Consider the following 24,578-nt stretch of genomic DNA (forward strand, 5'->3'; position numbering starts at 1 on the left):
TTTTGTTTAGCCGAAAAAAATGTAAATTTGTGAAAATTTTATTAACGCTATAATTTTTATATGGATTCTACGGTTACTACGGGTACAGAAGAAAATGTCTGGGGTGGAGGAAATCAACCTCTAGGCGCTAGTTACGGAAAGTTGATGATGTGGTTTTTTCTTGTCTCCGATGCTTTGACGTTTTCTGGCTTCCTTGCTGCATATGGTTTTTCAAGATTTAAGTTTATAGAAACTTGGCCAATTGCCGATGAGGTTTTTACCCACGTTCCGTTTTTTCACGGGAATTATCCTATGTACTATGTGGCATTCATGACCTTCATTTTAATTATGTCTTCTGTAACCATGGTGTTGGCTGTTGATGCAGGGCATAAATTACAAAAGACTAAGGTGATCTGGTATATGTTCCTTACTATCATTGGTGGGGCTATATTCGTAGGCTCGCAAGCTTGGGAATGGGCTACCTTTATAAAAGGTGATTTTGGAGCTTTGGAAACCAAAGGTGGTAGAGTATTACAATTTGTGAGTGCCGATTCGGGAGAACGTCTGGCCTTAAGGGATTTTGCCGAAACCCTGCAGGAAGAAAGAGTAGATCATGAAAAGAAGAACGGAATTTGGTACTACCAAGGAGATGCACTGCCCAGTTACTCCTTGAATGAGGTAGTTGCAGGGGTAAAGTCCGATCCCAATGTTCTAATTCGCACGGAATTAGTAAATGAGGATGGCCATAAAACAGTTTTGACAAGGGATGAAACTTTGAAAAAATTAAATGATGCCACACTTGTGGTGGAAGGTGCCAACCTAGTGAGGAATGAGTACGGGAGTAGGTTGTTTGCCGATTTCTTTTTCTTTATCACAGGTTTTCACGGATTTCACGTATTTTCTGGCGTTATAATAAATGTGATCATCTTTTTTAATGTTATTCTTGGTACCTATGAGAGAAGGGGGCATTATGAGATGGTGGAAAAAGTTGGGTTGTACTGGCACTTTGTGGATTTGGTATGGGTATTTGTATTTACCTTCTTCTACTTGGTATAGTACTTTGAAATAATTTTTATCCTTAAAAGAATACATTAAAAAAATATAATTAGAAATGGCACACGAACATAAACTCGAAATCTTTAGAGGTCTGTTGAAATTTAAATCCAACACCCAAAAAATATGGGGCGTACTAACATTCCTTACTCTGGTAACAATAGTTGAAGTGGCATTGGGGATCTTAAAGCCAGCTTCATTGACCCATTCCTATTTTTTGGGAATGAAAGTCTTGAACTGGATCTTCATCATTTTAACCTTGGTAAAGGCCTATTATATTGCTTGGGATTTTATGCACCTTAGGGATGAGAAGAGTTCTTTGAGAAGGGCTATTGTATGGACCCCGATATTCCTTGTAGCCTATCTAATCTTTATTCTCCTTTTTGAAGCAGATTATATCTACAATGTGTATAAAGACGGTTTTGTTAAATGGAATTTCTAACGAATAATTAACAGCTTAAAAAGACGGTTTAACAACCGTCTTTTTTATTTTTGTACTTGTTCGGTTTGTACTGATTTTATAAGGGGCAATTTTCTTTTACGCCCTAAGGGCAATGTAGGGACTAATATACATTTGATGAAGAAAACATTAGTACTGGTTACTTTATTTATCCTACCTATAGTGATATATCTTTTTTTTGCTACGGGCATAACAAACTTCGGAAAATTGGCATCTTTGACGGAGAACGTGCCGGAATTGGATTTTGCCCCGAAAAATATTTCCTTGGAAGGTAAGATTACGGTTTTGGGATTTCTTGGGAAGGATGTGGAAAGTAAAAAGGGAAATGCCTTTAACTTGAACCAGAAAATATACAAGCGTTTTAAAGAGTTTGATGATTTTCAATTTGTCATGGTCATGCCCAAAGGTACGGAGCAGGCCGTAGATGAATTGAAAAAGGAGTTGGAGCAATTGGCGGATGTTGACAAATGGAGATTTGTATTTGGGGATGAAAAGGAGATTAAAGCAATGTTCAACGGTCTTGAGACAAACTTAAGTTTGGATAAGGATTATAGTACTTCCTATGTCTTTATTATAGATAAAAAAAGAGTTCTTAGGGGAAGGCAGGATGATGGGGATGAAGGCGTTAAATATGGATTTGATACTTCTTCTGTGGCGGATTTGAACAACAAGATGGAGGATGATGTGAAGATTATATTGGCCGAATATCGTATGGCCTTAAAAAAGAATAATGCAAAAGAATAAATACTCTTATGTATGGGTTTCATTGTTGATCTTGGTTTTTGGAATCATTTTTGTTCCAAAAATTGTTGATCGGGTGAAAGGTGGTTCTGTGGTCCAAAATGACAGGTTAAACCTAAAGAGCGCCAATGACAGGCTGGCATATGTAGAAATGAACGGAGAAAGGCGCAAAGTGCCTCCCTTTGCCTTGGTGAATCAAGATAGTCTGTTGATTACGAATGATGACTATAAAGGTAAGGTTTATCTGGTGGAGTTCTTTTTTACGACCTGCCCCACTATTTGCCCAATAATGAACAAAAATTTAGTTCAGATTCAAAATGAATTTAAAGATTTTGAAAATTTTGGGGTGGCTTCTTTTACCATCAATCCCGAATACGACACACCGGTTGTATTAAAGGAATATGCCGAGGATTATGGGATAACCAACATGGACTGGCATTTGTTAACGGGGAATCTAAACGATATTTATACTTTGGCCAATTCTGGATTTAGTATTTTTGCGGCTGAAGTTCCAGATGCGGAAGGCGGGTTTGAACATTCGGGCCTTTTTGCATTGGTAGACAAAAATGGTTACATACGTTCCAGGGTAGACAAGTTTGGAAATCCAATTGTATACTACAGAGGGGCTATTTCGGAACAGGAAGGGGAAAATGATCATGGGGAAGAGGAGCAAATATCAATACTGAAAGAGGATATTAAAAAATTATTGAAGGAATAATGGATGCAATTGCTTTGAAGGAAAAAAAATTCAATAAATTAATCAACTTGGTTTCTATTTTGATACCCATAGTTGTGGCCATTCTTTTTGGAGTAAAATTGCCTAACGTGGAGCCTTTGGGTTTTTTACCGCCTATTTATGCCTCTGTAAATGGGTTGACTGCAATTTTGTTGGTTGTTGCTGTTATTGCGGTTAAAAATGGGAAGTTGGAGCTGCATCAAAAACTTATGACCAGCTGCATTTTATTGTCATTGGCATTTCTAGTAATGTATGTGGCGTATCATATGACCTCGGATTCTACCTCGTTTGGAGGGGAGGGAATTGTGAGATATATCTATTTCTTTATTTTGATTACCCATATTATACTTTCCATAGTAATTATTCCTTTGGTCCTGCGCACCTATGCAAAAGCTTACCTTAAGAATTATGCGGCGCATAGAAAACTTGCAAAGATTACTTTTCCGCTCTGGTTGTACGTAGCAGTTACCGGGGTAGTGGTTTATTTAATGATATCTCCCTATTATGTACACTAAAAGACCAACACTGTTTGTAATACCTAGTAATGTTGGAATGCGGTATACGGTAGTGCTTTTAACTTTTGTTTTTATCTTGGTGCCGGAATTGGCCGAAGCCCAATGTGCCATGTGTAGGGCGGTTTTGGAAAGTGAAGGGAGTGAAGCTACTGCAAAAGGAATCAATAATGGCATTGTTTATCTTATGGCCATTCCATATCTATTGGTGGCCGGTTTATTTTTCTTTATCTACAAAAGGATGAAAGCCTAATTCCACGTCAATTTTAACATTTATTTAGAATTACACCTGTAACAATTTCATTTTACATAGGTCTTATTTAAAAAACATTATTGGGCCTATGTTTGATATTGAGAGATGGCAGGAAATATTTGATGCCATACGAAAAAATAAACTTCGTACCTTTCTTACCGGTGTCTCCGTAGCCTCGGGTATTTTTATTTTAGTGGTTTTATTGGCTTTTGGGCAGGGCATGCAAAATGGTATTGCCAAGGAATTTGAAAATGATGCCAGTAATAGGATCGGAGTATGGACACAGGTAACTACACAGGAATATAAGGGCCTCAATCCGGGTCGTCCCGTACAATTAAGAAATAGTAATTACCAAGCTATCAATTCTAAATTTAGCGAAGATCTTGAGGATAGATCTCCGTTTTTTAGGGTAAGAAGTGTAACTGTCGATTATAAAACAGAATCGGGTTCCTATTCCGTTCAGGGGGTATCGCCCTTATTTCAGAACATCGAAAATCAATTTATTTCACAGGGGCGCTATTTAAATTATGGTGATGAGGAAAGGGTTGCCAAGGTGGTGGTGATAAGTAATAAAATTAGACGGGAACTGCTAAAAGGGGAAGAAGATCCCATAGGGGCATTTTTAAAGCTGTCAGGAATCAATTTTCAGATCATTGGGGTATACGGGGATAAGGGGGGAGAAAGGGAAGAAGATCGTCTGTTTATCCCGATAAGTACCGCCCAACGTGTTTTTAACGGAAGCGATAACCTAAATATGTTGTTCTTTACTTTAAAACCCTCTTCCAACTTGGACGAAACACTTGCAAAGTCCGTGAAATTAACCGAAGATATAAAAACGTATCTCAAGGAGGTGCATACGGTAGCGCCAACCGATCCCAGTGCTATAAATACTTTTAATACACTTGAAGCCGTAAAGCGATTTCAAAATTTAACGGGAGGGATTGAATTTTTCTTCTGGTTCGTGGGGATATGCACTATTGTGGCAGGAGTGGTGGGGGTTAGTAATATTATGATGATCATTGTAAAGGAAAGAACCCGGGAGATAGGAGTAAGGAAGGCATTGGGTGCTAGGCCTAGGACCATTGTGGGAATGATATTGCACGAAGCAATCTTTGTAACCAGCGTAGCAGGATTTTCCGGACTGATATTTAGCATGGGTTTGTTGGAATTTGTAGGGCCTTCCCTCCATATCGACTATGTGCTAAACCCTTCGATTGATTTCCAAGTGGCACTTAACACTGTTTTTTTACTCATAATAGCCGGGGCCTTGGCTGGTTTTTTTCCGGCATGGCGTGCTGCTACAATAAGGCCAATTGAGGCCCTAAGGGATGAATAGAATTAATAACTAATATATATCCACTAGATATGTTCAATAAGGATCGATGGAAAGAGATTGTGGAAGTTTTGACCAGTAATTGGTTTAGGACGGTCCTAACGGCATTTGGTGTTTTTTGGGGTATCTTGATATTGATTGTCCTATTGGCGGCAGGCAAGGGGCTGGAAAATGGTATACGGTCCAATTTTGGAGATATTGCCACAAACACCATGTTTATGTGGACCCAAGGAACGTCTATGGCCTATAAAGGATTACCAAAGGGGCGGCGCTTTACTTTTAAATTGGAGGATGTAGCGGCCATAAGGCAGAAAGTACCAGATCTTAGGTTTGTCTCCCCTAGAAACCAATTGGGTGGTTTTAATGGGGCCAATAATGTGGTGCGTGGTATAAAAACGGGGGCCTTCAATGTATATGGAGATTATCCGGATATTATAAACCAAGATCCAATGGGAATCACTTCTGGCCGATTTATTAACCAATTGGATATTGAAGGAAAAAGAAAGGTGGCAGTAATTGGTGAAGGGGTTCGTGCCAGCTTATATGATGTAGGGGAAGAGGCAATAGGCACCTATATTAAGATACAGGGCGTGAATTTCATGGTTGTAGGCACCTATAAAAAGAATTCCAACGATGGTAATGCCGAGGAAGTCCAAAAAGAAATTTTTATTCCCTTTACCTCCTTTTCCCAAGCTTTCAATCAAGGGAACAATGTGGGTTGGATGGCCATTACCGCCAATGACAATTCTTCGATCACACAGTTAAAGGAACAAATATTTACGGTGGTAAGGGAAAATCAAAAAATTCATCCCCAAGACCTTAGGGCAGTTGGGCATTTTGACCTGTATGAAGAGTTCAACAGGGTTTTGGGCCTGTTTAAGGCCATGCGCTGGATCGCTTATTTTGTAGGTATATTGGTATTGTTGTCCGGTGTTATAGGCGTAAGCAATATTATGCTGATAGTGGTCAAGGAGCGGACCAAGGAAATTGGTATACGGCGGGCGTTGGGTGAAGACCCATGGTCCATAAAGCTTCAAATTATTATGGAATCTATTTTTTTGACCATAATATCGGGGATGGCCGGCATCAGTTTTGGGGCCCTGGTCATCTACCTCATAAATTATTTTTTGGCAAGTAACGGGCCAATCGAGATGTTTGTAAATCCAAGTGTAGGTCTAGGGGTCGTACTTGTAGCCTTGATTATTTTGGTGGTATCCGGTCTATTGGCGGGATTTATACCTGCCCAAAGTGCCATAAAAATCAAGCCCATAGAGGCGCTGAGAACGGAATAGCCAATTGTTGCATAATGAGCTGTAAGATCGCGGAAGGGAATATCAATATAAAAAGAAATCATTCAATCAAAATCAAATCAAAAAAATGAAAAAGTCGGTTACTGTTATAATTTTAGTATTTATCGTTTTTAGCTGCGTTGGGGCCCTTTATTACTTGTATCAAAAGAATGCCGAGGATCCTGTGGTCTACAGTACGGAAAAGCCATCCACACAGACCATAATCAAGAAAACTGTGGCTACAGGGAGTATTCTGCCTTTGGAAGAGGTGTTGATAAAACCTAATATTTCGGGGGTCATAGAGGAAGTTTTTGTTGAGGGGGGAGACTATGTTAAGTCGGGCGATCTAATTGCCAAGATAAAGGTAGTTCCCAACCTATCTTCCTTAAACGAGGCCAAGAATACGATTGAGGAGGCCAAAATTTCGTTGGATGATCAAAAGCGAAATTGGGAAAGGCAAAGAACCTTATTCGATAAAGGGGTTATTTCCAAAGTGGATTTGGAAGAGGCAGAAGTTGCTTATGACCAAGCCAAACAGTCCTATGCTGCTGCCAATAAGCGATTTGATATAGTTAAGACAGGGACTACCAAAGGTTACGGCAATGAGGCCAATACCTTGATTAGGGCAACGGTGAGCGGAATGGTTTTGGAAGTGCCGGTAGAGGTAGGAAATCAGGTCATTGAATCCAATAATTTTAATGAGGGTACTACCATTGCTGCCATTGCTGATGTAGATAAGATGATTTTTGAAGGCAAGGTAGATGAATCTGAAGTAGGCAAGATAAAGGAAAACCTACCCTTGGAAATTACTGTGGGAGCCATTGAGAATGAGGTTTTCGATGCCGTCTTGGACTATATTGCCCCGAAAGGAAAAGTAGAAAATGGGGCTATACAGTTTGAGATAAAAGGAACCCTGAAAAAGCGCGATTCCATCTTCATAAGGGCTGGACTAAGTGCCAATGCTTCCATTATCTTGGCCAAGGCGGATAGTGTCCTGGCGGTGAAGGAAGCCTTGATCCAATTTGATCCGGATACCAAAAGACCATTTGTGGAAATTGCTACAGGTGCCCAAAAGTTTGAACGTAGGGACATTCAATTGGGGGTAAGCGATGGAATCTATATTGAGATCCTGAATGGTATAAGGCCGGAAGATGAAATAAAAATTTGGAACGAAATAAAACCTGCTTCCATTGGGGCGTAATTTTTTAACAGAGCTTTAACACATAAGGTTGTAACAACTATAGTAGTAGTCGGTCTTATATTCGTATTTTCCGTAAAGCTTACCTAATACAACATATCATGATAGTAATTAAAGATCTTCATAAGTCCTATAAAATGGGAAGTAATTCCCTTCACGTATTAAAAGGTATTAATTTTTCGGTTGAAGAAGGGGAACTAGTTGCTATTATGGGGTCCTCAGGTTCTGGAAAGTCTACCCTCCTTAATATATTGGGCATGTTGGATGTGCTTGATGAGGGGTCATATACCTTGGACGGTGTTCCAATTAAAAACCTGAACGAAACAAAGGCGGCCCAGTATAGGAATAAGTTTTTGGGTTTTGTGTTCCAATCCTTCAATTTGATAAATTATAAAAGTGCCATGGAAAATGTAGCACTGCCATTGTATTATCAGAAGGTTGGGAGGAAAGAAAGGCAGGAAAAAGCTTTAAAATATTTGGAGCAAGTGGGACTGCGGGAATGGGCAGACCATTTGCCCAGTGAATTGTCCGGTGGGCAAAAACAAAGGGTTGCCATAGCCAGGGCAATGGCCGCTGAGCCCAAAGTACTTTTGGCGGATGAGCCTACAGGTGCCTTGGATAGCACCACCTCCTACGAGGTTATGGATCTTATTCAAAAAATAAACGATGCTGGCAATACGATACTTATCGTTACACATGAGCCGGATATTGCAGACATGTGCAAGCGCATTGTCCATTTAAAGGATGGAGTTATCGTTGAGGATAAAAAAATAACGCAGGTCAGAGCTTCCCAGTATGTATAGTAGGGATAATTGGAAGGAGATTTTTCAAACTATCCAAAAGAATAAATTACGGACTTTTCTGTCCGGGTTTACCGTGGCATTGGGCATCCTAATTTTCGTGGTTTTGTTTGGAATGGGAAATGGTTTGGTGAATACCTTCAACGAGTTTTTTGGGGATGATGCCACTAATGTACTTTATATATTTCCGGGTAGGACAACGGTTCCCTATAAGGGGTATAAATCCGATAGGGTCATAGAGTTCGAAAATAGTGATTTGGCCGACATAAATCAGAATTTCGCCATGTTTGTGGAGTATACCACCCCTAGGATTTCTAGAGGGGGTTTGGTAAAATTTAAGAATGAATCCAATAATTATACGACGAGAGCAGTTGGCCCGGCGCATCAATATGCCGAAAAGACCATTATGATGAAGGGGCGTTTTATAAATGAGGTGGATATTGAGAACAAAACCAAATACGTGGTCATTGGAAGACTGGTAGAAAATGACCTTTTTGGCAATGAAAATTCCCTTGGGAAATACATAGATGTTGCTGGAAGTGCTTTTATGGTCATTGGAGTTTTTCAGGATGATGGCGGGGATAATGAGGAGCGGTTGATCTATATGCCCTATACGACGCGACAGCTGATAGAAAAAAATACGGATAAAATAGATCAAATAATAGTGGCTTTTAAGCCGGAGATAGGTTATGCTGGGGCCATGGCCTTGGACAGGAGTTTGGATCGATTTTTTAGGGAAAAAAAGTATATCAGTCCAGAAGACCAGAACGGACTGTTTATCAGGAATGTTGCGGACCAATTAAAACAAAACCAACAGTTTGCTAGGGTTTTACAGATTATTGTCGGCTTTGTGGCCTTTGGGACCATAATAGCGGGTATAATCGGGATCAGTAATATTATGGTTTTTGTGGTCAAGGAACGCACAAAGGAACTAGGGATAAGAAAAGCTTTGGGGGCAACGCCAAAGTCGGTCATTGGTTCCATCCTATTGGAATCTGTTTTTATTACAACTATTTCGGGATTTTGCGGAATGTTACTTGGAGTTTTTATTTTGAATTCGATGGGCGAAAAATTAAAGGACTACTTTATTACAAATCCCTATATAGATATATCAATGGCCATAAGTGCTACTTTGGTTTTGATACTTTTTGGCGCCATTGCAGGTTATATTCCCGCAAAAAGAGCTGCAGATATAAAACCAATTGAAGCCTTAAGAGACGAATAATATGAGATTTTTATTTGATAGTAATACTTGGCAGGAGATTTTTGGTTCTATTGGAAAGAATAGGACCAGGACCATTATTACGGTCATAGGGGTTTTATGGGGCATTTTAATCTACATAGTGCTGTCCGGAGCGGCCAAGGGGTTGGACAATGGGTTTGAAAAGCAATTTCAAAATGTGGCCATGAACAGTATGTTTGCTTGGGCACAGAGCACCAGTATGCCCTACAAGGGATTTAAAACTGGAAGACAGATACAGCTCAAATTAAAGGATGTTACAATATTGAAAAATAGGATCCCCGATATACAGTACATCGCTCCTAGAAATGTAAAAGGCATTTTTGGCGGTAGTCCGGCCCAAATTATTAGAAATGGGAAGTCTGGAAGCTATGCTGTATATGGCGATTATCCTATATCTACGAAGATTGCTACAAAGAAAATATATGATGGGGGTAGATTTATCAACGATGAGGATATTGAAGGTGCTAGAAAGGTATGTGTCATAGGGGAACGCACCCAAAAGGAGTTGTTCGAAAATGACGAGAACCCTATAGGGGAGTATATTAGGATTGATAATGTATTTTTTCAGGTTGTAGGGATACATAAGTATACACCGGGAGGTGGATTTGAAAGTGATTCCGATATTTATATACCTTTTACTACCTTCAAAAAGTTATACAATACAGGTGAAAATGTGGGTTGGTTCGCTATTGCAGCTTTTGACGACGCAGATGTTATTAAGGTGGAGGAAAATGTGAAGGCGGTTCTTAAGAATATTCACAGCGTAAACCCAAAAGATGAGCGGGCCATAGGTTCGTTTAATCTAGGGGAAATCTTCAACAGAATTGTCGGCTTTGCAAAGGGTCTTACTTTCATGTCCCTGGTAGTAGGAATAGCCACTATTTTGGCCGGCGTAATCGGGATCGGGAATATTTTATTGATCTCGGTAAAGGAGAGGACTAAAGAACTTGGTGTTAGGCGCGCCCTTGGTGCCACACCTAAGGAAGTTAGATCCCTTATAATTTTGGAGTCGGTATTTTTGACCATGGTGGCTGGGGTAATGGGGATTATTTTGGGAGCTGGCGTACTAAGTTTGATCAATAAGGTCACCCAGGGCATGGATTTCCCCTACGCCAATCCTACAGTGCCCATACCTTATGTTTTAGGGGCTTTGGCCATAATGGTAGTTCTGGGCACCTTAATTGGACTGATACCTGCCCAACGTGCCGTAAGTATAAAACCAATTGATGCTTTAAGAGAAGAATAAACAAACCAATTCAAATAAATAATAGTAAAATGAACAAGATTGTAAAATATGTACTAATCGGAATTTTGGTACTGGGAGCCCTTTGGGCGGCGGCCTTTTTTGTGAAGTCGAATAGTAAATCGGCCATTACCTACGAGACAAAAACACCTTTTACGGCCAATATTCAAAAGAAAACGGTGGCAACAGGCAAGGTGGTGCCCGAGGATGAAGTGGAGATAAAACCCCAGATTTCGGGTATTATCGATGAAATATTCCTTAAAGAAGGCGTTAAAGTTAAAGCCGGTGATCTTATTGCTAAAATAAAAGTGGTTCCTAACGAGCAGTCCATGAACCAGGCCAGGGGCCGGGTGAAAAATGCAGAGATTGCATTGAGCAATACCAAGATAGAGTACGACCGTAATAAGGCAATATTTGATAAGGGAGTGATATCTTCCCAAGACTTCAATACCCAACAATTGCGATATGACCAGGCGAAATTGGAACTTCAGAACGCACAATCCGATTACCAGATTATTCGAGATGGATCGGCCGGAGGCAGTGCAACGGCAAATACCAATATTCGTGCTACCGTTTCTGGTACCATTCTAGAGATTCCAGTGAAGGAAGGGGATCAGGTAATTCAGAGTAATAACTTTAATGATGGGACTACCATAGCTACCATAGCAGATTTGAGTATTATGATATTTGAAGGGAAAGTAGATGAGGGAGAGGTAGGAAAATTGGAATTGGGAATGCCCTTGGAAATCAGTTTGGGGGCCATTAACGACAAAAAGTTTGATGCCAAACTTAGGTTTATTGCTCCTAAGGGTGTTGAGGAGTCCGGTGCCGTGCAGTTTAAAATAGAAGGTGATGTAACCGTTGAGGACGACTTTTTGATCCGTGCCGGATATAGCGCCAATGCCTCTTTGGTTCTGGAAAAGAAGGATAGCGTAATGGTAATTCCCGAGGCTCTTTTGCAATTTGATAAGGTAACGGATAAGCCCTTTGTTGAAGTGGCCGTGGGTATGGTTGAAGAGCAAAAATTTGAAAGAAAGGATGTGGAGATAGGGATTTCGGATGGGGTGAATGTAGAAATTGTTTCAGGAATTACGGAAGATGATAAGGTGAAGATTTGGAACAAAACCGAGCCTATAAAGAAAGGTACCGAAGAAGATAGTGAAACAGAGGAAGGTAAATAAGCGGAACATCAATCAAAAAACAATCAAAAAATAATCAAAACATGAAAATTAAGATACTTATAGGGTTGTTTATTTTCTGTTGTGGCGTACTATCTGCCCAAGAAAAGAAATGGACCTTGGAAGAATGTGTTTACTATGCCGTGGAGAATAACTTGACCATAGAGCAGTTTGAACTCGATCTTGAAAATGCCAAAATTGATAAGTCCGATGCCATCGGTGACATGTTGCCCAATTTTAATGCAAATGCAAGTGTTTCCGGTAATTCTGGGCTCGTTTTGGATCAATCCAGGAACCAGCAGGTTTCAGGAACGGTAACCACTGCATCGGGAGGTTTTAGTTCCAATGTCAATCTTTTTGATGGACTACGGAACATCCACAGGTTGAATAGGGCAAAATTGAACGCCCTGGCAAATCAATATAGATTGGATAATCTTAAGGACGATATTATGCTAGCCGTAGCCAACGCCTACTTACAGGTATTGTCCAGTAAAGAATCACTTAAAGTATTTAGGGCCCAATATGCCGTAACGGAGCAAGATTTGGTAAGGACCAAGGAATTGGTCGATGCCGGTGTTGTTCCCCAAGGCGATTTATTGGAAATACAAGCTACTGCCGCCAATCAGGAACAGCAAATTGTAAATGGGGAAAATCAGGTGTTGATTTCCAGGATTGGCTTGGCACAACTGCTGCAAATTACCGACTATGAAAATTTTGATATTGCGGAAGAAGATTTTGATATCCCTCCTTCCAATATTTTGGACAATTCCCCTAAAACAATATTTGATAAGGCCCTTACCTTTAGAAACGATATTAAATTCTCCATGTCCAATGTAGATTTGGCGCTAAAGGACCTTCAGATAGCAAAAGGCGCGGTTTACCCGACCCTAGGGGCTTTCTTTAATTATGGAACACGTTACTCAAGTGAATTTAGGGATCCATTGACTTTCGATAGAATCGCTTTTACAGACCAGCTGTATTTAACCGATGGTATAGCTTATGGACTTCAGGTAAATATTCCTGTGTTTAATGGGTTTAGCGTTAAAAACAATATTAAGCGTGCCAAGATCGGTGTAGAAAAATCCAGGCTGCAGTTGAAGCAGGACAAATTGGATTTGGAGACGAACGTAAATCAGGCATACGTAGATGTAAAGAGTTTTTCCAAAGCCTATGAAGCGGCTCAAAAGACTCTGGAGGCTCGTAGATTGGCCTATAATTATTCAAAAGAAAGATATAACGTTGGCCTTATGAACGCCTTCGATTTTAGTCAATCGCAGTCAAGAGTGGATAACGCCGAGGCAGAATTGATACGGACAAAATATGAATATTTATTTAGGCTAAAGGTATTGGAGTTTTATTTTGGCTTACCTATAACTTTGGATTAAACTATATTTGCGGTCCATTATGACTATGATATTAAATTTGGAGACAGCAACCACGAATTGTTCCGTGAGTATTGCCAAAAATGGAGAGGTAATCGCATTAAGGGAAGATAACAGTCCCAACTATTCCCATTCGGAACAATTGCACATTTTTATAGAGGAAGTTATGAAAGGGACTTCCTTGTCGTTTAAAGACATATCCGCTATTGCCGTGAGCAAGGGTCCAGGATCCTATACCGGACTCCGTATAGGTGTGTCGGCGGCCAAGGGGCTCTGTTTTTCCTTGAATTTACCGCTTATATCGGTTCCTACTTTGGAAAGTTTGGCTAGACAGGGATACGGAAAAAATTACGATTTTATTATTCCCTTATTGGACGCTAGGAGAATGGAGGTTTATGCAACGGTTTTCGATGTGGCAGGGAATAATATTAGGGATACAAGAGCGGAAATTATCCAAAAGGAGAGTTTTTTGGAGTATGCGGAAAAAGGTCGTGTATTATTAATTGGTGACGGAGCAGAAAAATGCAGGGAATTGTTGGAACATCCCAATTTTACTTTTGAATCCGCATTGCCCACTGCAGTAGAGATGGGAGAAGTATCACATAAAAAGTTCAAAGCAAGCAACTTTGAAAATGTTGCTTACTTTGAACCTTTTTATCTAAAAGATTTTGTGTTGCAAGGCAAAAAATCCTAAGATTTTTCTTGGTGAAAAACTCTTTGAGGAAATGGAATTTCTATTCCAGCTGCATCAAACCTATTTTTTAATTCTTCCATAACATGGAAATGCGCTGCCCAGAACACCTCGTTTTGAGCCCAAAAGCGCAGGGAAAGGTTAACGGAACTGTCCCCTAATTCGGCCACATAAACTTCAGGAGCAGGATCTTTTAAGATATTCTCATTTTCAGCACAGATCTGCAGTAATATGTCTTTAGCTTTTTTGATATCGGAGCTATACCCTATGCCCACGCCTATCTTATCCCTTCTGGTGTTTTGAGCGTTATAATTAATAATGTTGTTATTGGAGAGCTGTCCATTGGGGACAATGGCAATTTGATTTCCAAAGGTGCTTAATTTGGTGGTAAAAATGGTTATTTCCTTAACCGTGCCATCTACTCCTTGGGCAGAGATAAAATCACCTACCTTAAATGGTTTAAACACCAAGATAAGTACCCCGCCAGCAAAATTGGCCAAGGAACCCTGTAAGGCCAGACCAATGGCCAAACCGGCGGCACCAATAATAGCCACCAAGGAAGAGGATTGCACTCCCAATTGGGTAATTACCAAGACGAACAACATTAGTTTTAGGCCTATGCTGATGAAACTTTGAAGGAAAGACTCCAAGGAAGGATCGTATTCTGCCTTCCTAAAGAACTTTTTGACCATTCTGTTGATTAATCTAATAATCCACAGTCCCACTATTAAAATAAGTGCGGAAGTAACTATGGAACTCACCAAACCTGGTAAAATTTCCCATGCCCATGCCTGAACTTTAGCAATATTATCTTCGTAATCGTTAATTATATTCATCTAATCATAATTTTTTGCAAAAAAATAAAAAATCCAATCCCCTATCAAATTATTAGCACTAAACAATTGTTAATCTTAGTACAAGTTGTAGTGGGGTCTTATAAGGTATTTGCTGTTAAAAATAGTATATACAAAAAAAGCGCCTTTTATTGGCGCTTATTGATTGAAATGCGAATAATTTTAATTCACTTCAAAAGTGATTTTAACATTTACCCGATAATTGTCGATTTTTCCGTCCTTAACCGTGGCACTTTGTTCGTTAATGTAAACCGAACGAATATTTTTCACAGTTTTGGAAGCCTGTTCAACAGCATTTTTCGCAGCATCTTCCCATCCTTGATTGGAATTTGCCAGTATTTCGATAACTTTTAAGATAGACATAAAATATTGTTTTAGATTCTCTTAAAGTTAACAAATATAAAATAGAAAAAATGCTAAAAGTTATGAAAATCAACCATTTAAGGCTACAACTTCATGCACTTTGTCCCCCATCATGTTTTTTAGCATGGTTTCAATACCATTTTTCAAAGTAAAGGTAGACGAAGGACAGCCGCTACAGGCACCCTGCAAAATAACGTTCACTTTTTTAGTATCTACTTCATATGATTTAAAAAGAATATTGCCCCCATCACTGGCTACAGCGGGTTTTACGTACTCTTCCAAAATATCAATGATTTGCTTTGAAATATCATCCAAATCAGTGTCTTCCAATTGGGCTTCCGGGGCAATGGTTTTTTGTTGTTGAAGACTCGTGGCCGATACCACTTCCCTGCCGCTGGCAATAAAATCCCTGATTTTCTCGCGAAGCTCCAATGTAATATCGTCCCATTCCGCGACATCGTACTTGTTTATGGAAACATAGTTTACATCAAAAAACACTTCTTTTACGAAGGGCAACATAAATAGTTGTTTGGCCAATTCAGAATCTTTGGCCTCATCTATGTTCTTAAACTCAAAAATAGTGGGTACAATTCTTTTGTTGGTAACGAATTTCATTACTGAAGGATTAGGGGTTACTTCGGCATAAACGGTTACGGCTACTTTTTTTTGATTTTCATCCTCCTTAACCACGGGCTCACCTGCATTAAGGTAATCTACCAACTGCTGGGCCACACTATCTTTAACATCGTCCCATTCCACAATGTCATATCGCTCCAATCCAATAAAGTTACCTGATATATATACTGTTTTGATAAAAGGCAGGTAAAATAACTGTTGGGCCAAAGGCGAAATTTTAGCTTCGTCTATGTTTTTAAATTCGTAGTTATTATTTTTTGTGATGAAATGATTGGTCTCAAATTTCAGTATCGTAGGATTCTTCGTGGGCACTACGGTAATTACAAACTCTTTCATTTTAATATTTTTCACAAAAGTACGAAGGTTTTCTAAGTTATGGTAAATATAATAATGTAGTATTTCAACCGTTATCTTTTATATTTGGACGATGTTATTAATACACCCCTCATCTTAAATGAAACGACATTTATTGATTTTACTTTCGTTTTTTGCGATTGGCTATCAGTCCATTGCTCAAGAAGGCGTTCCTGTCTATTTTGATTATTTAGCGGATAACTACTATTTGGTTTACCCATCCATGGCCGGTATCGGCGAAGGAGGGAAAATTAGGGCGACTATTAGAAAACAGTGGTTTAGTGTGGATGAGGCTCCTAATATGCAAACTTTAAACGCACATTTCAGGGTTGGGGAACGCAGCGGCTATGGTGCAACTGTATTTAATGATGCCAACGGATACCATTCCCAAACGGGATTAAAACTCACTTATGCGCATCATTTGAGAATGGGCGGTGACTTCAGAAGCCTTAATCAACTTTCTTTTGGACTTAGTTTAGGTCTTCAGCAAAGTAATTTGGACGAGTCGGAATTTGTTTCGGTTATTCCAGATCCACTTGTTACAGGTTCCAGGAATAGTGTGAGTTATTTTAATATGGATTTGGGCATGTCGTATAATTTTATGGAATTTTATGCCCACGCCGCTGTTCATAATGTAATGGGTAGGGGTAGGGATCTATACTCCGCCATAGAGTCCAACAACCTAAGAAAATACCTGGTATCATCGGGTTATGTGTTTGGTAGGAGCGAATGGCAGGTGGAGCCTTCCGTTTTATTTCAGTATACCGAGTTTACCCAGGAAAAGGCCATAGATATCAATGCCAAGGTATACAAGAGTGTGGATTTTGGGACGGTTTGGGGTGGAGTTTCTTATCGAAGAAGTTTTGATGGTGCCCAATACCAGACTGCCACGGATTTTGGAGAACAAAGGTTGCAACTTATTACTCCTATTGTTGGGGTTAATTATAAGAATTTCCTAGTGTCCTACAATTATTCCTATCAAATGGGGGATGTTAGATTTGATAATGGAGGATTTCATCAAATTACCCTAGGATACGATTTTGGCCAGTCCGAAAAAAGATACGATTGCAAATGTCCTGCAGTTAATTACTAAATCAAAGGCCATATTTTACAACTTGGTATAATAGGAGGTCAATTACCTTGATAACGTGATTTCAATAAATTAAACATCTATAAATTTAATAATGCTAATCTAATAGCGCTGTCGAGACCTCCGCTGCGCAAAGTCTCCCGACTAGGCGCTCACCAGTCCCGTAATCTGTTTAAAATATAGAAGCATAGCTTTATCCACTTCTCATCAACGAGTTTATTTATACCTTAATTTAAAAGGCTATTTGTGCGACTTCTCGTCGTCCCGAAAAGGGACTCTGTCGAAGTGACTACCCTTGTCCCGTCGAAATTAGAGATAAATTTTTTTCCAATCTGCTTAAATGACTTTCTTAAAAAAGAGGAGACAGAATTATCAACTTTAATTAACTAATAATCATTTTTTGTGCCTTTTTCTAAATCAAAACTTTAAGAAATCGCCATAAATGTGGGTTTGTAAAAGCCAAATGTTCAACAGATTTGCCAAGATCCATTGAACATTTAATTTTATAGGTTTATCCACTGTGGTTTTAGAAACCCAGGAATGACACTTTTTTATCTTTGTAGACTTACTCCCAACGATAGTTCTTCTTGGCAGCCTGTTTTTTAATTGCTGTAAGCATGGCATTTTCCAATTCACCCTTTTCGTTATCCTTTTTCTGTGAAGCAATATAGGCTTCCCTTTTGCTGTTCAATTCTTGTATTTCTTTTTGGATATCACTGCGCTCTCTTTTCTTGGTGTCAATGTAGGATGCAATTTCAGCTTTGGATTTTGACTGTAATTCCGTAGGTAATTGCTCTTTTTTAATTTTGGCCAAGTCAAAATCTTCGGACTTGGAGGCATCCACCAAATCCCATGAGGAATTGCTATATAAGCGGGACGACTTGCTGACCGCTCTTTTTACGGCAACGGCTTCCTCCATTTCCATGGCATTGTCATCCTGTATACTTTGCTGCTGTATTTTGGCGGCACCCAAGGCTCCATAGGAAATATAGGTTTTGTTCAATTTGGAATTTAACCTAATGATCACATCATCATAGGGTGTGGCTATATGTACTACCTTCCTATTGTGGTCAATGGCCATGTATTCCCCACCGGTTAGTTGGGCCCCATTTTTCCAATCGGTATTTATACCCTGCTCGTAGGCACCGCAAAAGATAGTATTTACGATAATATCTTTTTCCTTGGCATTGGCAACGGCATCCCTGTAATTTAATTTGCCTTGTGTAAAAGGTTCGTTACCTGCAATAAAGATCATCTTGAGCTGGTCCGGATTTTTCCCCCAGTCCAATTGGCTCAAGGAAGTTTGTATTACCTGTCCGCAATACTCTTCCCCTCCATTGGTGGCCAGGGAGAATAATTTTTCTGAAATCTCATCCAGATCACTGCTGAACCCCAAAACCTGTTGAATAAAACCTTCCCTGGAAGATAAATTATCGTTTCCGTATTGGTAAAGGGCAATCTGCAACTGAGGCCTCCCATCAGTACCACATTTGGCATGCGTAAATTTGTTCACAATATCCCATAATTGTGCCTTCGCCTGATTGATTAGTCCGTCCATACTATTACTGGTATCCAGCAATAATGCGATCTTAACTGTATTATTGGCTGGCTTGGAGTTTTCAATGACCTTTTCCGTGAAAATGGGGTCCTTTAGGGCTTCCCCATAATTGTAGTACCCATAAGTGTTCCCCATTCCTAGGACGATTGCCCCTAATACTAATAGTTGTTTTACATTTTTCATTTGTACTTTATTTTAGTTAAACATTGACTTTTTTTGTTGTTGTTGAAACTGGCTCCTTAGGGTTTGTTGCCATAGATGCCGTTCCATATGTATTGCTGGTATTTCAGCCTAAATTTTCCTCCACTCCTGGGAGGAGGTAATTTTTTCGGTGAAAACATATGTTAAAAGTAGAATCAACATTTTTTAAAAAAAATGGGGAATGAGTGAACGGTTATTTTGGGTGAGGCAAATAGAGTTTTGGATTCGGTAAGTATATTTTTCGACTAAAAAGATTGCTATTTATTGGAATATGGCATTTTTTAGTATGATTTAAATCGACTAAGTTTATCATATATATCGAATGGCAATGACCAAAAGTTTGTACATATTCTTATTCTTGGTACTTAGTACGGTAGTAGGGTATTCCCAAATATCGCAGGCTGGGCCTAGTTTTGAAGTGAAGGGGGTGGTCAGGGCAAAACAAACCAACCAAGGTCTATCCGGAGTAGCTGTGTCCACCATTAGTGGAGGGTATACCCTAACGAATGCTAGGGGAGAATTTAAAATAAAGGTGATAATGGGAGAGGAAGTTGTCTTTGAAAGTCCCTTTTTGGAAACGGTTAGATATAGGGTTACGACTAAGGACGATTTGGAAATTTTAGTAGAGGCCAATAACGAGGACGGACTTGGTGCAAGTAGAAGCATTAAAGGGGAAAGGTCGATCACTCAGTATAAGAACGATATCGATTCTGCCAATTTTTATAAAAAGAAAGATATTCGGAAAAGTATCGATTTTATTACCCAATCACTTTCCCAAATAGGTAATGTTGGTAACAAGGAACAATTGGCTATATCGTACTCCACGCTTGGTGAAGTTTATCAATACCACAAGCAGTACGATTTGGCCATATCCAGTTATAAGGATGCGCTGCTGGCCAATAATACCCTAAAAACCACATTGCTACTTGGTAAAACCTATGTCTTGAACAAGGAGTACGGGGAGGCTGAGAAGTTGTTGTCCCCTTTGGTCAAAACACCCAAAATGGTCCCATATCAAAGGGTTGAATTGTACGAGACCCTTGGGGATGCCTATGCTGGACTAGGAGATGTGGATAAGGCCGTGGCATTTTATGCAGAGGGACTTAAAGTAGCTGAAAAGAATCAGATAGCCCCTAAGACCATCGACCTGAATTCCAAAATAGCATCTGTCTACGCAAAAGGAAATCGACTTCAAGAGGCAAATGCCTTTTTTAATAATTCACTGGAGCTTGCCTCAGAGCAGGCCCCACAACGTGCAGTTCAGGAAAAGGAGAAAGTGGCCGATTTTTACAATCAAAAAAGTCAATTTGGGCAAGAAATCCAATTGCGCAAGAAGAGCTTGGAGGATTTAAAGAAAATTCCTAAAAGTAAGGCCGCAATAGGCTTATCCATGGAAGCGGATTCCATATCGACCCAAAGGATAAATTATAAAATAGCCAATGCCTATATTGCCCAGGATAAATATGATGAAGCTATACCCTATTTGGAGGAGAGTATAAAAGACGCAGATGTTGAAGATGATTTGTTGGTGCAGAAAGATGCCACCCGAAAATTATCCGAAGTTTATAAGTATAAGGGCGATTACAACAAAGCGTTGGAAACCTATCAAGAGTATGTAGCTGTTGTAGATACACTCTATGTAAGAAAAGAACAGGAAATAGCCAGAGCGGCCCGTTTTAATAGGGAGATTGCTTCCCAACAAAGTAGAATATCCGGACTGGAACAGGAGCGGGAGCTTTCCCAAAGTAAATACAGTCTGGCGCTTACAGAGCAGCAATTGGTAGCGGAAAGTATAAAACGTCAAAATTGGATCATATATTCCTTGATCTTTGGAATACTCCTGATGGGCTTGGCGGTCTACTTCTTTTACAGGAGCAATAAACAACAAAAGTTGGCGAACAATTTATTGGCCCTCAAATCGCTAAGGTCCCAAATGAATCCCCATTTTATATTCAACGCCTTAAATTCAGTAAATAATTTTATTGCTAAAAGCGACGAAAGAAGCGCAAACAGGTACTTGAGCGACTTTTCTACCCTGATGCGGGCCGTGTTGGAGAATTCCGATGAAGATTTTATTCCCCTGTCCAAGGAGTTGGAATTGTTGGAGCTGTATGCCAAGTTGGAACATTCCCGCTTTTCGGATAAATTCGATTATGGCATAATAGTCGATGAGAATATTGATATCGATGCCTTTCAAATACCGCCCATGCTGTTGCAACCGTATATCGAAAATGCCATATGGCACGGGTTGCGGTATAGGGAAGACAAGGGGTGTTTAAAAATAGAGCTCAAACAAAAGAATAAGCAGATCTTGGAGATTTCTATAACGGATAATGGTATTGGTAGAAAAAATTCAGCAGCTTTAAAGACCCAAAATCAGAAAAAGCAAAAATCCAAGGGTATGGGCAACATCAAAAGGCGAATAGAAATATTAAACGATATGTATAAGGATAAAGTAGATGTTTTTATTTCTGACCTAGAATCAAATGGTACGGGCACCAAGGTGGTCTTTACTATTAGGAGAGACTAATAAATAACGAAAATGTTGCGATTTGTAGGTCTAAGCGCCCTGTAAGGTTTAAAATGAAAGATAAAATTTAAGAATGAAGCTAAACGCCCTAATTGTAGAAGACGAAGTGAACAGTAGGGAAATTCTCCGCAATTATTTGGCTAAATATTGTCCCACTGTTAATATGATAGGGGAGGCGGCAACGATTAAGGAAGGGCTTGCCATGATCAATAGCCATGAGCTGGATTTGGTGTTCTTGGATGTGGAAATGCCATTTGGAAATGCTTTTGATCTGTTGGATCAACTGCCCGACCGAAGTTTTGAGACTGTTTTTGTCACAGCTTATAATCAGTACGCGGTAGATGCCTTAAACGCCCACGCCGCTTATTATTTAATGAAGCCCATTAGTATAGATGAACTTATTAAGGCGGTGGATTATGTGGCTGAAATAAGGGAAAAGGAAAAAACAATGGAAGACCGGGTTCTTACCCCTAAATTCAGTAGGGTAGAGGGAAAAATTACCCTTCCGCAACAAGATGGCTTTCAGGTGTTGAATGTGGCCGATATTTTGTATTGCAAAGCTGATGATAATTATACGGAACTGTATTTGGAGAAACAAAAAATTTTGGTGAGTAAAACACTTAAATATTTTGAGGAAGCCTTATCCGAATATACCTTTGCGCGAATACATAAGTCATATCTGGTAAATGTAAATGAGATAATTAAGTATAAAAAGGGCAAAGGTGGCAGTGTGGTAATTTCCAATGGCAAGGAATTAATGGTTTCCGCTTCCAAAAAGAAGGATTTGCTTTCGTTTTTCGAATAGAATGTTCAGTTGCCAAATCATGGGTCAGATGGTGCAATGGTAGATGGCAAGAGTCTTGTTAATCGTGCTAATTTCAAAATGGAAAGATTTGGCCACTGAAGTCAGGCAAAAAAGGTTTTAGTATTTAGAAACCAGAAATAAATAAAATTTGGATGATAAAGTCGGTAAATGGGAAATCGCCCAAGATAGGAGATGATTGTTATATTGCGGAGAATGCCACTATCGTGGGTGAGGTTAGCATGGGAGACCAATGCAGTATTTGGTTCAATGCGGTGCTGCGTGGCGATGTTCACTATATAAAAATGGGCAATAAGGTTAATGTTCAGGATGGGGCCGTTATACATTGTACTTATTTAAAATCGCCTACTGTAATTGGCAACAATGTCTCTATAGGCCATAATGCCATTGTTCACGGTTGTACCATTCATGATAATGTATTGATAGGAATGGGCAGTATAGTCATGGACGATTGTATTGTGGAAAGCAATAGTATCATTGCGGCCGGAGCGGTGGTTACAAAAGGAACCCGTGTGCCTTCAGGAACTGTTTTTGCAGGTATGCCGGCGAAAAAAATTAAGGATATCAGTACCGACTTAAGTGTTGGTGAGGTAGAACGGATAGCCAATGCCTATGTGAAATATTCCGGTTGGTTTAAGGAGTGATTTCCAAAAATAATACAAGGATTGAACCTAATATTACTGTAAGTTGAAAACTGAAATTGATTTTGGGTTAAACCAAATGGGAAGTAATTCCTGTGATTCTGGGCAAACTACCAATCAAATAATCTTATTTTTGCATCTAAATTAAATAGTTTAAAAATAAACATATGAACGCATATATTTTTCCAGGACAGGGAGCGCAATTTGTAGGAATGGGATTGGATCTTTATGAAAAGTATCCTTTGGCCCAAAAAATGTTTGAAACTGCCAATGAAATTTTAGAATACTCCATTACCGACCTTATGTTTGAAGGTACTGCGGAGGATTTAAAGGAGACCAAGGTTACCCAGCCGGCAATTTTTTTGCATTCGGTAATCATGAGCAAGGTGATGGGCGAAAGTTTTAAACCGGATATGGTAGCGGGGCATTCCTTGGGAGAATTTTCCGCATTGGTGGCCAATGGGACCTTGGATTTTGAAGATGGATTGAAATTGGTGTTCAAGAGGGCAATGGCCATGCAAAAGGCCTGTGAGTTAAAGCCAAGCACTATGGCCGCAGTTTTGGGATTGGATGATGCCATAGTAGAAAAAATTTGCACGGAAGTTCCGGGGATTGTAGTGCCTGCCAATTACAACTGTCCTGGGCAATTGGTCATCTCCGGGGAGGTGGAGGCCATTAATGTTGCATGTGAAAAGTTGAAGGAAGCCGGTGCCCGTAGGGCTTTGGTGCTGCCAGTTGGCGGAGCTTTCCATTCCCCCTTAATGGAGCCTGCTAGGGAAGAGCTGGCTGCCGCTATAGAAAATACTATATTCAATACCCCAAGCTGTGCCATATACCAAAATGTACCTACAACGGCGGTGAAAGATCCAGAGGCTATAAAGGCAAATTTAATAGCTCAACTAACGGCTCCTGTAAAATGGACTCAGAGTGTACAACAAATGGTGGCCGATGGGGCAAGCTTGTTTACAGAAGTTGGTCCAGGAAAGGTACTTCAGGGCTTGGTGAAAAAAATACATCCTGCAGCCGAAACAAGGTCTGCGGAGCTTTCATAAATGGCTATGTAATAGTTTTTTGTCGTTCATCTGATAAATTCATATTTAAGCTGTATTGTTAGGCTTATGGGCTATTTTTTCTTAATATTGATTCCCTATTTTGGGGATACGGCATGGCCCTTCCCTGTTTGAATCTTAGAATGATATAACCCGCTATGAAAATAAATACCCTACATAATCTACTTTCCAAATTTTTGGTTGCTTATAAGCTTAAGTTTTTGGTACTTGCCAGTACCCTTTTGTTTTTTGGGTTTAATGGGTATGGGCAGGTACCTACCGGTTATTCAGTTAGCATCGACCAGGACCCTATCAATGCGGGGAACCAGATGGCGGTGAGCTTTACCTTTACAGGGGCTACGGTTGGCACGACCTACAATTATAGTTT

25 protein-coding genes are annotated in these 24,578 nt (G+C 39.7%); 21 read left to right on the forward strand and 4 right to left on the reverse strand.

Annotated features, from left to right (window positions below):
• The first annotated feature begins 60 nt into the window (after nucleotides 1-60).
• The 15 genes from MWU84_RS19510 (at nucleotide 61) to tsaB (ending at nucleotide 14,094) form a co-directional block, all read left to right on the forward strand.
• Nucleotides 61-1,035: a cytochrome c oxidase subunit 3 gene (locus tag MWU84_RS19510; RefSeq protein ID WP_246904808.1), complete on the forward strand. Its 975-nt coding sequence runs from the start codon at nucleotides 61-63 to the stop codon at nucleotides 1,033-1,035.
• Between the two features lie 55 nt (nucleotides 1,036-1,090).
• Nucleotides 1,091-1,474, forward strand: coding sequence for a cytochrome C oxidase subunit IV family protein (locus tag MWU84_RS19515; RefSeq protein WP_246904810.1), 384 nt, complete (start codon nucleotides 1,091-1,093; stop codon nucleotides 1,472-1,474).
• 135 nt (nucleotides 1,475-1,609) lie between these two features.
• Nucleotides 1,610-2,236, forward strand: a complete 627-nt coding sequence (locus tag MWU84_RS19520) for a hypothetical protein (protein WP_246904812.1) — start codon at nucleotides 1,610-1,612, stop codon at nucleotides 2,234-2,236.
• Nucleotides 2,223-2,951 carry an SCO family protein gene (locus MWU84_RS19525; protein ID WP_246904814.1) on the forward strand — a complete coding sequence of 243 codons (729 nt, stop codon included), beginning with the start codon at nucleotides 2,223-2,225 and terminating at the stop codon, nucleotides 2,949-2,951. Before MWU84_RS19520 ends, MWU84_RS19525 begins: the two co-directional genes overlap by 14 nt.
• Nucleotides 2,951-3,484 carry a DUF420 domain-containing protein gene (locus tag MWU84_RS19530; protein ID WP_246904817.1) on the forward strand — a complete coding sequence of 178 codons (534 nt, stop codon included), beginning with the start codon at nucleotides 2,951-2,953 and terminating at the stop codon, nucleotides 3,482-3,484. Before MWU84_RS19525 ends, MWU84_RS19530 begins: the two co-directional genes overlap by 1 nt.
• Before the next feature lie 37 nt (nucleotides 3,485-3,521).
• Nucleotides 3,522-3,734, forward strand: coding sequence for a hypothetical protein (locus tag MWU84_RS19535; RefSeq protein ID WP_246904855.1), 213 nt, complete (start codon nucleotides 3,522-3,524; stop codon nucleotides 3,732-3,734).
• Between the two features lie 88 nt (nucleotides 3,735-3,822).
• On the forward strand, nucleotides 3,823-5,070 hold the full coding sequence (locus MWU84_RS19540) for an ABC transporter permease (protein ID WP_246904820.1): 1,248 nt from the start codon (nucleotides 3,823-3,825) through the stop codon (nucleotides 5,068-5,070).
• 29 nt (nucleotides 5,071-5,099) lie between these two features.
• Nucleotides 5,100-6,359 carry an ABC transporter permease gene (locus tag MWU84_RS19545; RefSeq protein ID WP_246904823.1) on the forward strand — a complete coding sequence of 420 codons (1,260 nt, stop codon included), beginning with the start codon at nucleotides 5,100-5,102 and terminating at the stop codon, nucleotides 6,357-6,359.
• An 85-nt stretch (nucleotides 6,360-6,444) separates the two neighbouring features.
• The gene (locus tag MWU84_RS19550) at nucleotides 6,445-7,557 is read left to right on the forward strand and encodes an efflux RND transporter periplasmic adaptor subunit (protein WP_246904824.1); all 1,113 of its coding nucleotides are present in this window, start codon (nucleotides 6,445-6,447) and stop codon (nucleotides 7,555-7,557) included.
• 98 nt (nucleotides 7,558-7,655) lie between these two features.
• Nucleotides 7,656-8,357, forward strand: a complete 702-nt coding sequence (locus MWU84_RS19555; protein WP_246904825.1) for an ABC transporter ATP-binding protein — start codon at nucleotides 7,656-7,658, stop codon at nucleotides 8,355-8,357.
• The gene (locus tag MWU84_RS19560; RefSeq protein WP_246904826.1) at nucleotides 8,350-9,579 is read left to right on the forward strand and encodes an ABC transporter permease; all 1,230 of its coding nucleotides are present in this window, start codon (nucleotides 8,350-8,352) and stop codon (nucleotides 9,577-9,579) included. Before MWU84_RS19555 ends, MWU84_RS19560 begins: the two co-directional genes overlap by 8 nt.
• Before the next feature lies 1 nt (nucleotide 9,580).
• Nucleotides 9,581-10,843, forward strand: coding sequence for an ABC transporter permease (locus MWU84_RS19565; RefSeq protein ID WP_246904827.1), 1,263 nt, complete (start codon nucleotides 9,581-9,583; stop codon nucleotides 10,841-10,843).
• A 29-nt stretch (nucleotides 10,844-10,872) separates the two neighbouring features.
• A complete protein-coding gene (locus MWU84_RS19570) occupies nucleotides 10,873-12,021 on the forward strand; it encodes an efflux RND transporter periplasmic adaptor subunit (protein WP_246904828.1) in 1,149 nt (382 codons plus the stop codon).
• A gap of 41 nt (nucleotides 12,022-12,062) precedes the next feature.
• Nucleotides 12,063-13,403: a TolC family protein gene (locus MWU84_RS19575; RefSeq protein WP_246904829.1), complete on the forward strand. Its 1,341-nt coding sequence runs from the start codon at nucleotides 12,063-12,065 to the stop codon at nucleotides 13,401-13,403.
• Nucleotides 13,404-13,422: 19 nt separating this feature from the next.
• Nucleotides 13,423-14,094, forward strand: a complete 672-nt coding sequence (gene tsaB / locus MWU84_RS19580; protein WP_246904831.1) for a tRNA (adenosine(37)-N6)-threonylcarbamoyltransferase complex dimerization subunit type 1 TsaB — start codon at nucleotides 13,423-13,425, stop codon at nucleotides 14,092-14,094.
• Here the strand turns inward: tsaB and MWU84_RS19585 are convergent.
• The 3 genes from MWU84_RS19585 to MWU84_RS19595 all read right to left on the reverse strand — a co-directional run bounded on the left by MWU84_RS19585 (nucleotide 14,091) and on the right by MWU84_RS19595 (nucleotide 16,280).
• Nucleotides 14,091-14,927, reverse strand: a complete 837-nt coding sequence (locus MWU84_RS19585) for a mechanosensitive ion channel domain-containing protein (protein ID WP_246904834.1) — start codon at nucleotides 14,925-14,927, stop codon at nucleotides 14,091-14,093. The two genes, tsaB and MWU84_RS19585, sit on opposite strands and share 4 nt — an antisense overlap.
• Before the next feature lie 180 nt (nucleotides 14,928-15,107).
• Nucleotides 15,108-15,308: a dodecin family protein gene (locus MWU84_RS19590; RefSeq protein ID WP_246904837.1), complete on the reverse strand. Its 201-nt coding sequence runs from the start codon at nucleotides 15,306-15,308 to the stop codon at nucleotides 15,108-15,110.
• Between the two features lie 69 nt (nucleotides 15,309-15,377).
• Nucleotides 15,378-16,280 carry a NifU family protein gene (locus tag MWU84_RS19595; protein ID WP_246904839.1) on the reverse strand — a complete coding sequence of 301 codons (903 nt, stop codon included), beginning with the start codon at nucleotides 16,278-16,280 and terminating at the stop codon, nucleotides 15,378-15,380.
• Nucleotides 16,281-16,398: 118 nt separating this feature from the next.
• Between MWU84_RS19595 and MWU84_RS19600 the strand changes: the two genes are divergently transcribed.
• Nucleotides 16,399-17,391 (forward strand): type IX secretion system membrane protein PorP/SprF, encoded by a 993-nt coding sequence (locus MWU84_RS19600; protein WP_246904841.1) that lies wholly within the window; start codon nucleotides 16,399-16,401, stop codon nucleotides 17,389-17,391.
• 562 nt (nucleotides 17,392-17,953) lie between these two features.
• On the opposite strand, the gene MWU84_RS19605 is transcribed toward MWU84_RS19600, so the two are convergent.
• On the reverse strand, nucleotides 17,954-19,129 hold the full coding sequence (locus tag MWU84_RS19605; protein WP_246904842.1) for a vWA domain-containing protein: 1,176 nt from the start codon (nucleotides 19,127-19,129) through the stop codon (nucleotides 17,954-17,956).
• Nucleotides 19,130-19,475: 346 nt separating this feature from the next.
• Here MWU84_RS19605 and MWU84_RS19610 point away from each other — a divergent pair, with 346 nt between their 5' ends.
• From MWU84_RS19610 to MWU84_RS19630, 5 genes are all read left to right on the forward strand, one after another.
• Complete coding sequence (locus MWU84_RS19610) at nucleotides 19,476-21,677, forward strand: tetratricopeptide repeat protein (protein ID WP_246904844.1); 2,202 nt, start codon at nucleotides 19,476-19,478, stop codon at nucleotides 21,675-21,677.
• 73 nt (nucleotides 21,678-21,750) lie between these two features.
• On the forward strand, nucleotides 21,751-22,482 hold the full coding sequence (locus MWU84_RS19615) for a LytTR family DNA-binding domain-containing protein (protein ID WP_246904846.1): 732 nt from the start codon (nucleotides 21,751-21,753) through the stop codon (nucleotides 22,480-22,482).
• Nucleotides 22,483-22,634: 152 nt separating this feature from the next.
• Nucleotides 22,635-23,144, forward strand: coding sequence for a gamma carbonic anhydrase family protein (locus MWU84_RS19620; protein WP_246904847.1), 510 nt, complete (start codon nucleotides 22,635-22,637; stop codon nucleotides 23,142-23,144).
• A 164-nt stretch (nucleotides 23,145-23,308) separates the two neighbouring features.
• A complete protein-coding gene (gene fabD, locus MWU84_RS19625) occupies nucleotides 23,309-24,193 on the forward strand; it encodes an ACP S-malonyltransferase (RefSeq protein ID WP_246904850.1) in 885 nt (294 codons plus the stop codon).
• Nucleotides 24,194-24,348: 155 nt separating this feature from the next.
• Nucleotides 24,349-24,578 (forward strand): hypothetical protein (locus MWU84_RS19630; protein WP_246904853.1); only part of this gene is annotated, 230 nt, incomplete at its 3' end.

This window comes from Arenibacter sp. F20364 (genome assembly GCF_023015905.1).
Classification (GTDB): domain Bacteria; phylum Bacteroidota; class Bacteroidia; order Flavobacteriales; family Flavobacteriaceae; genus Arenibacter.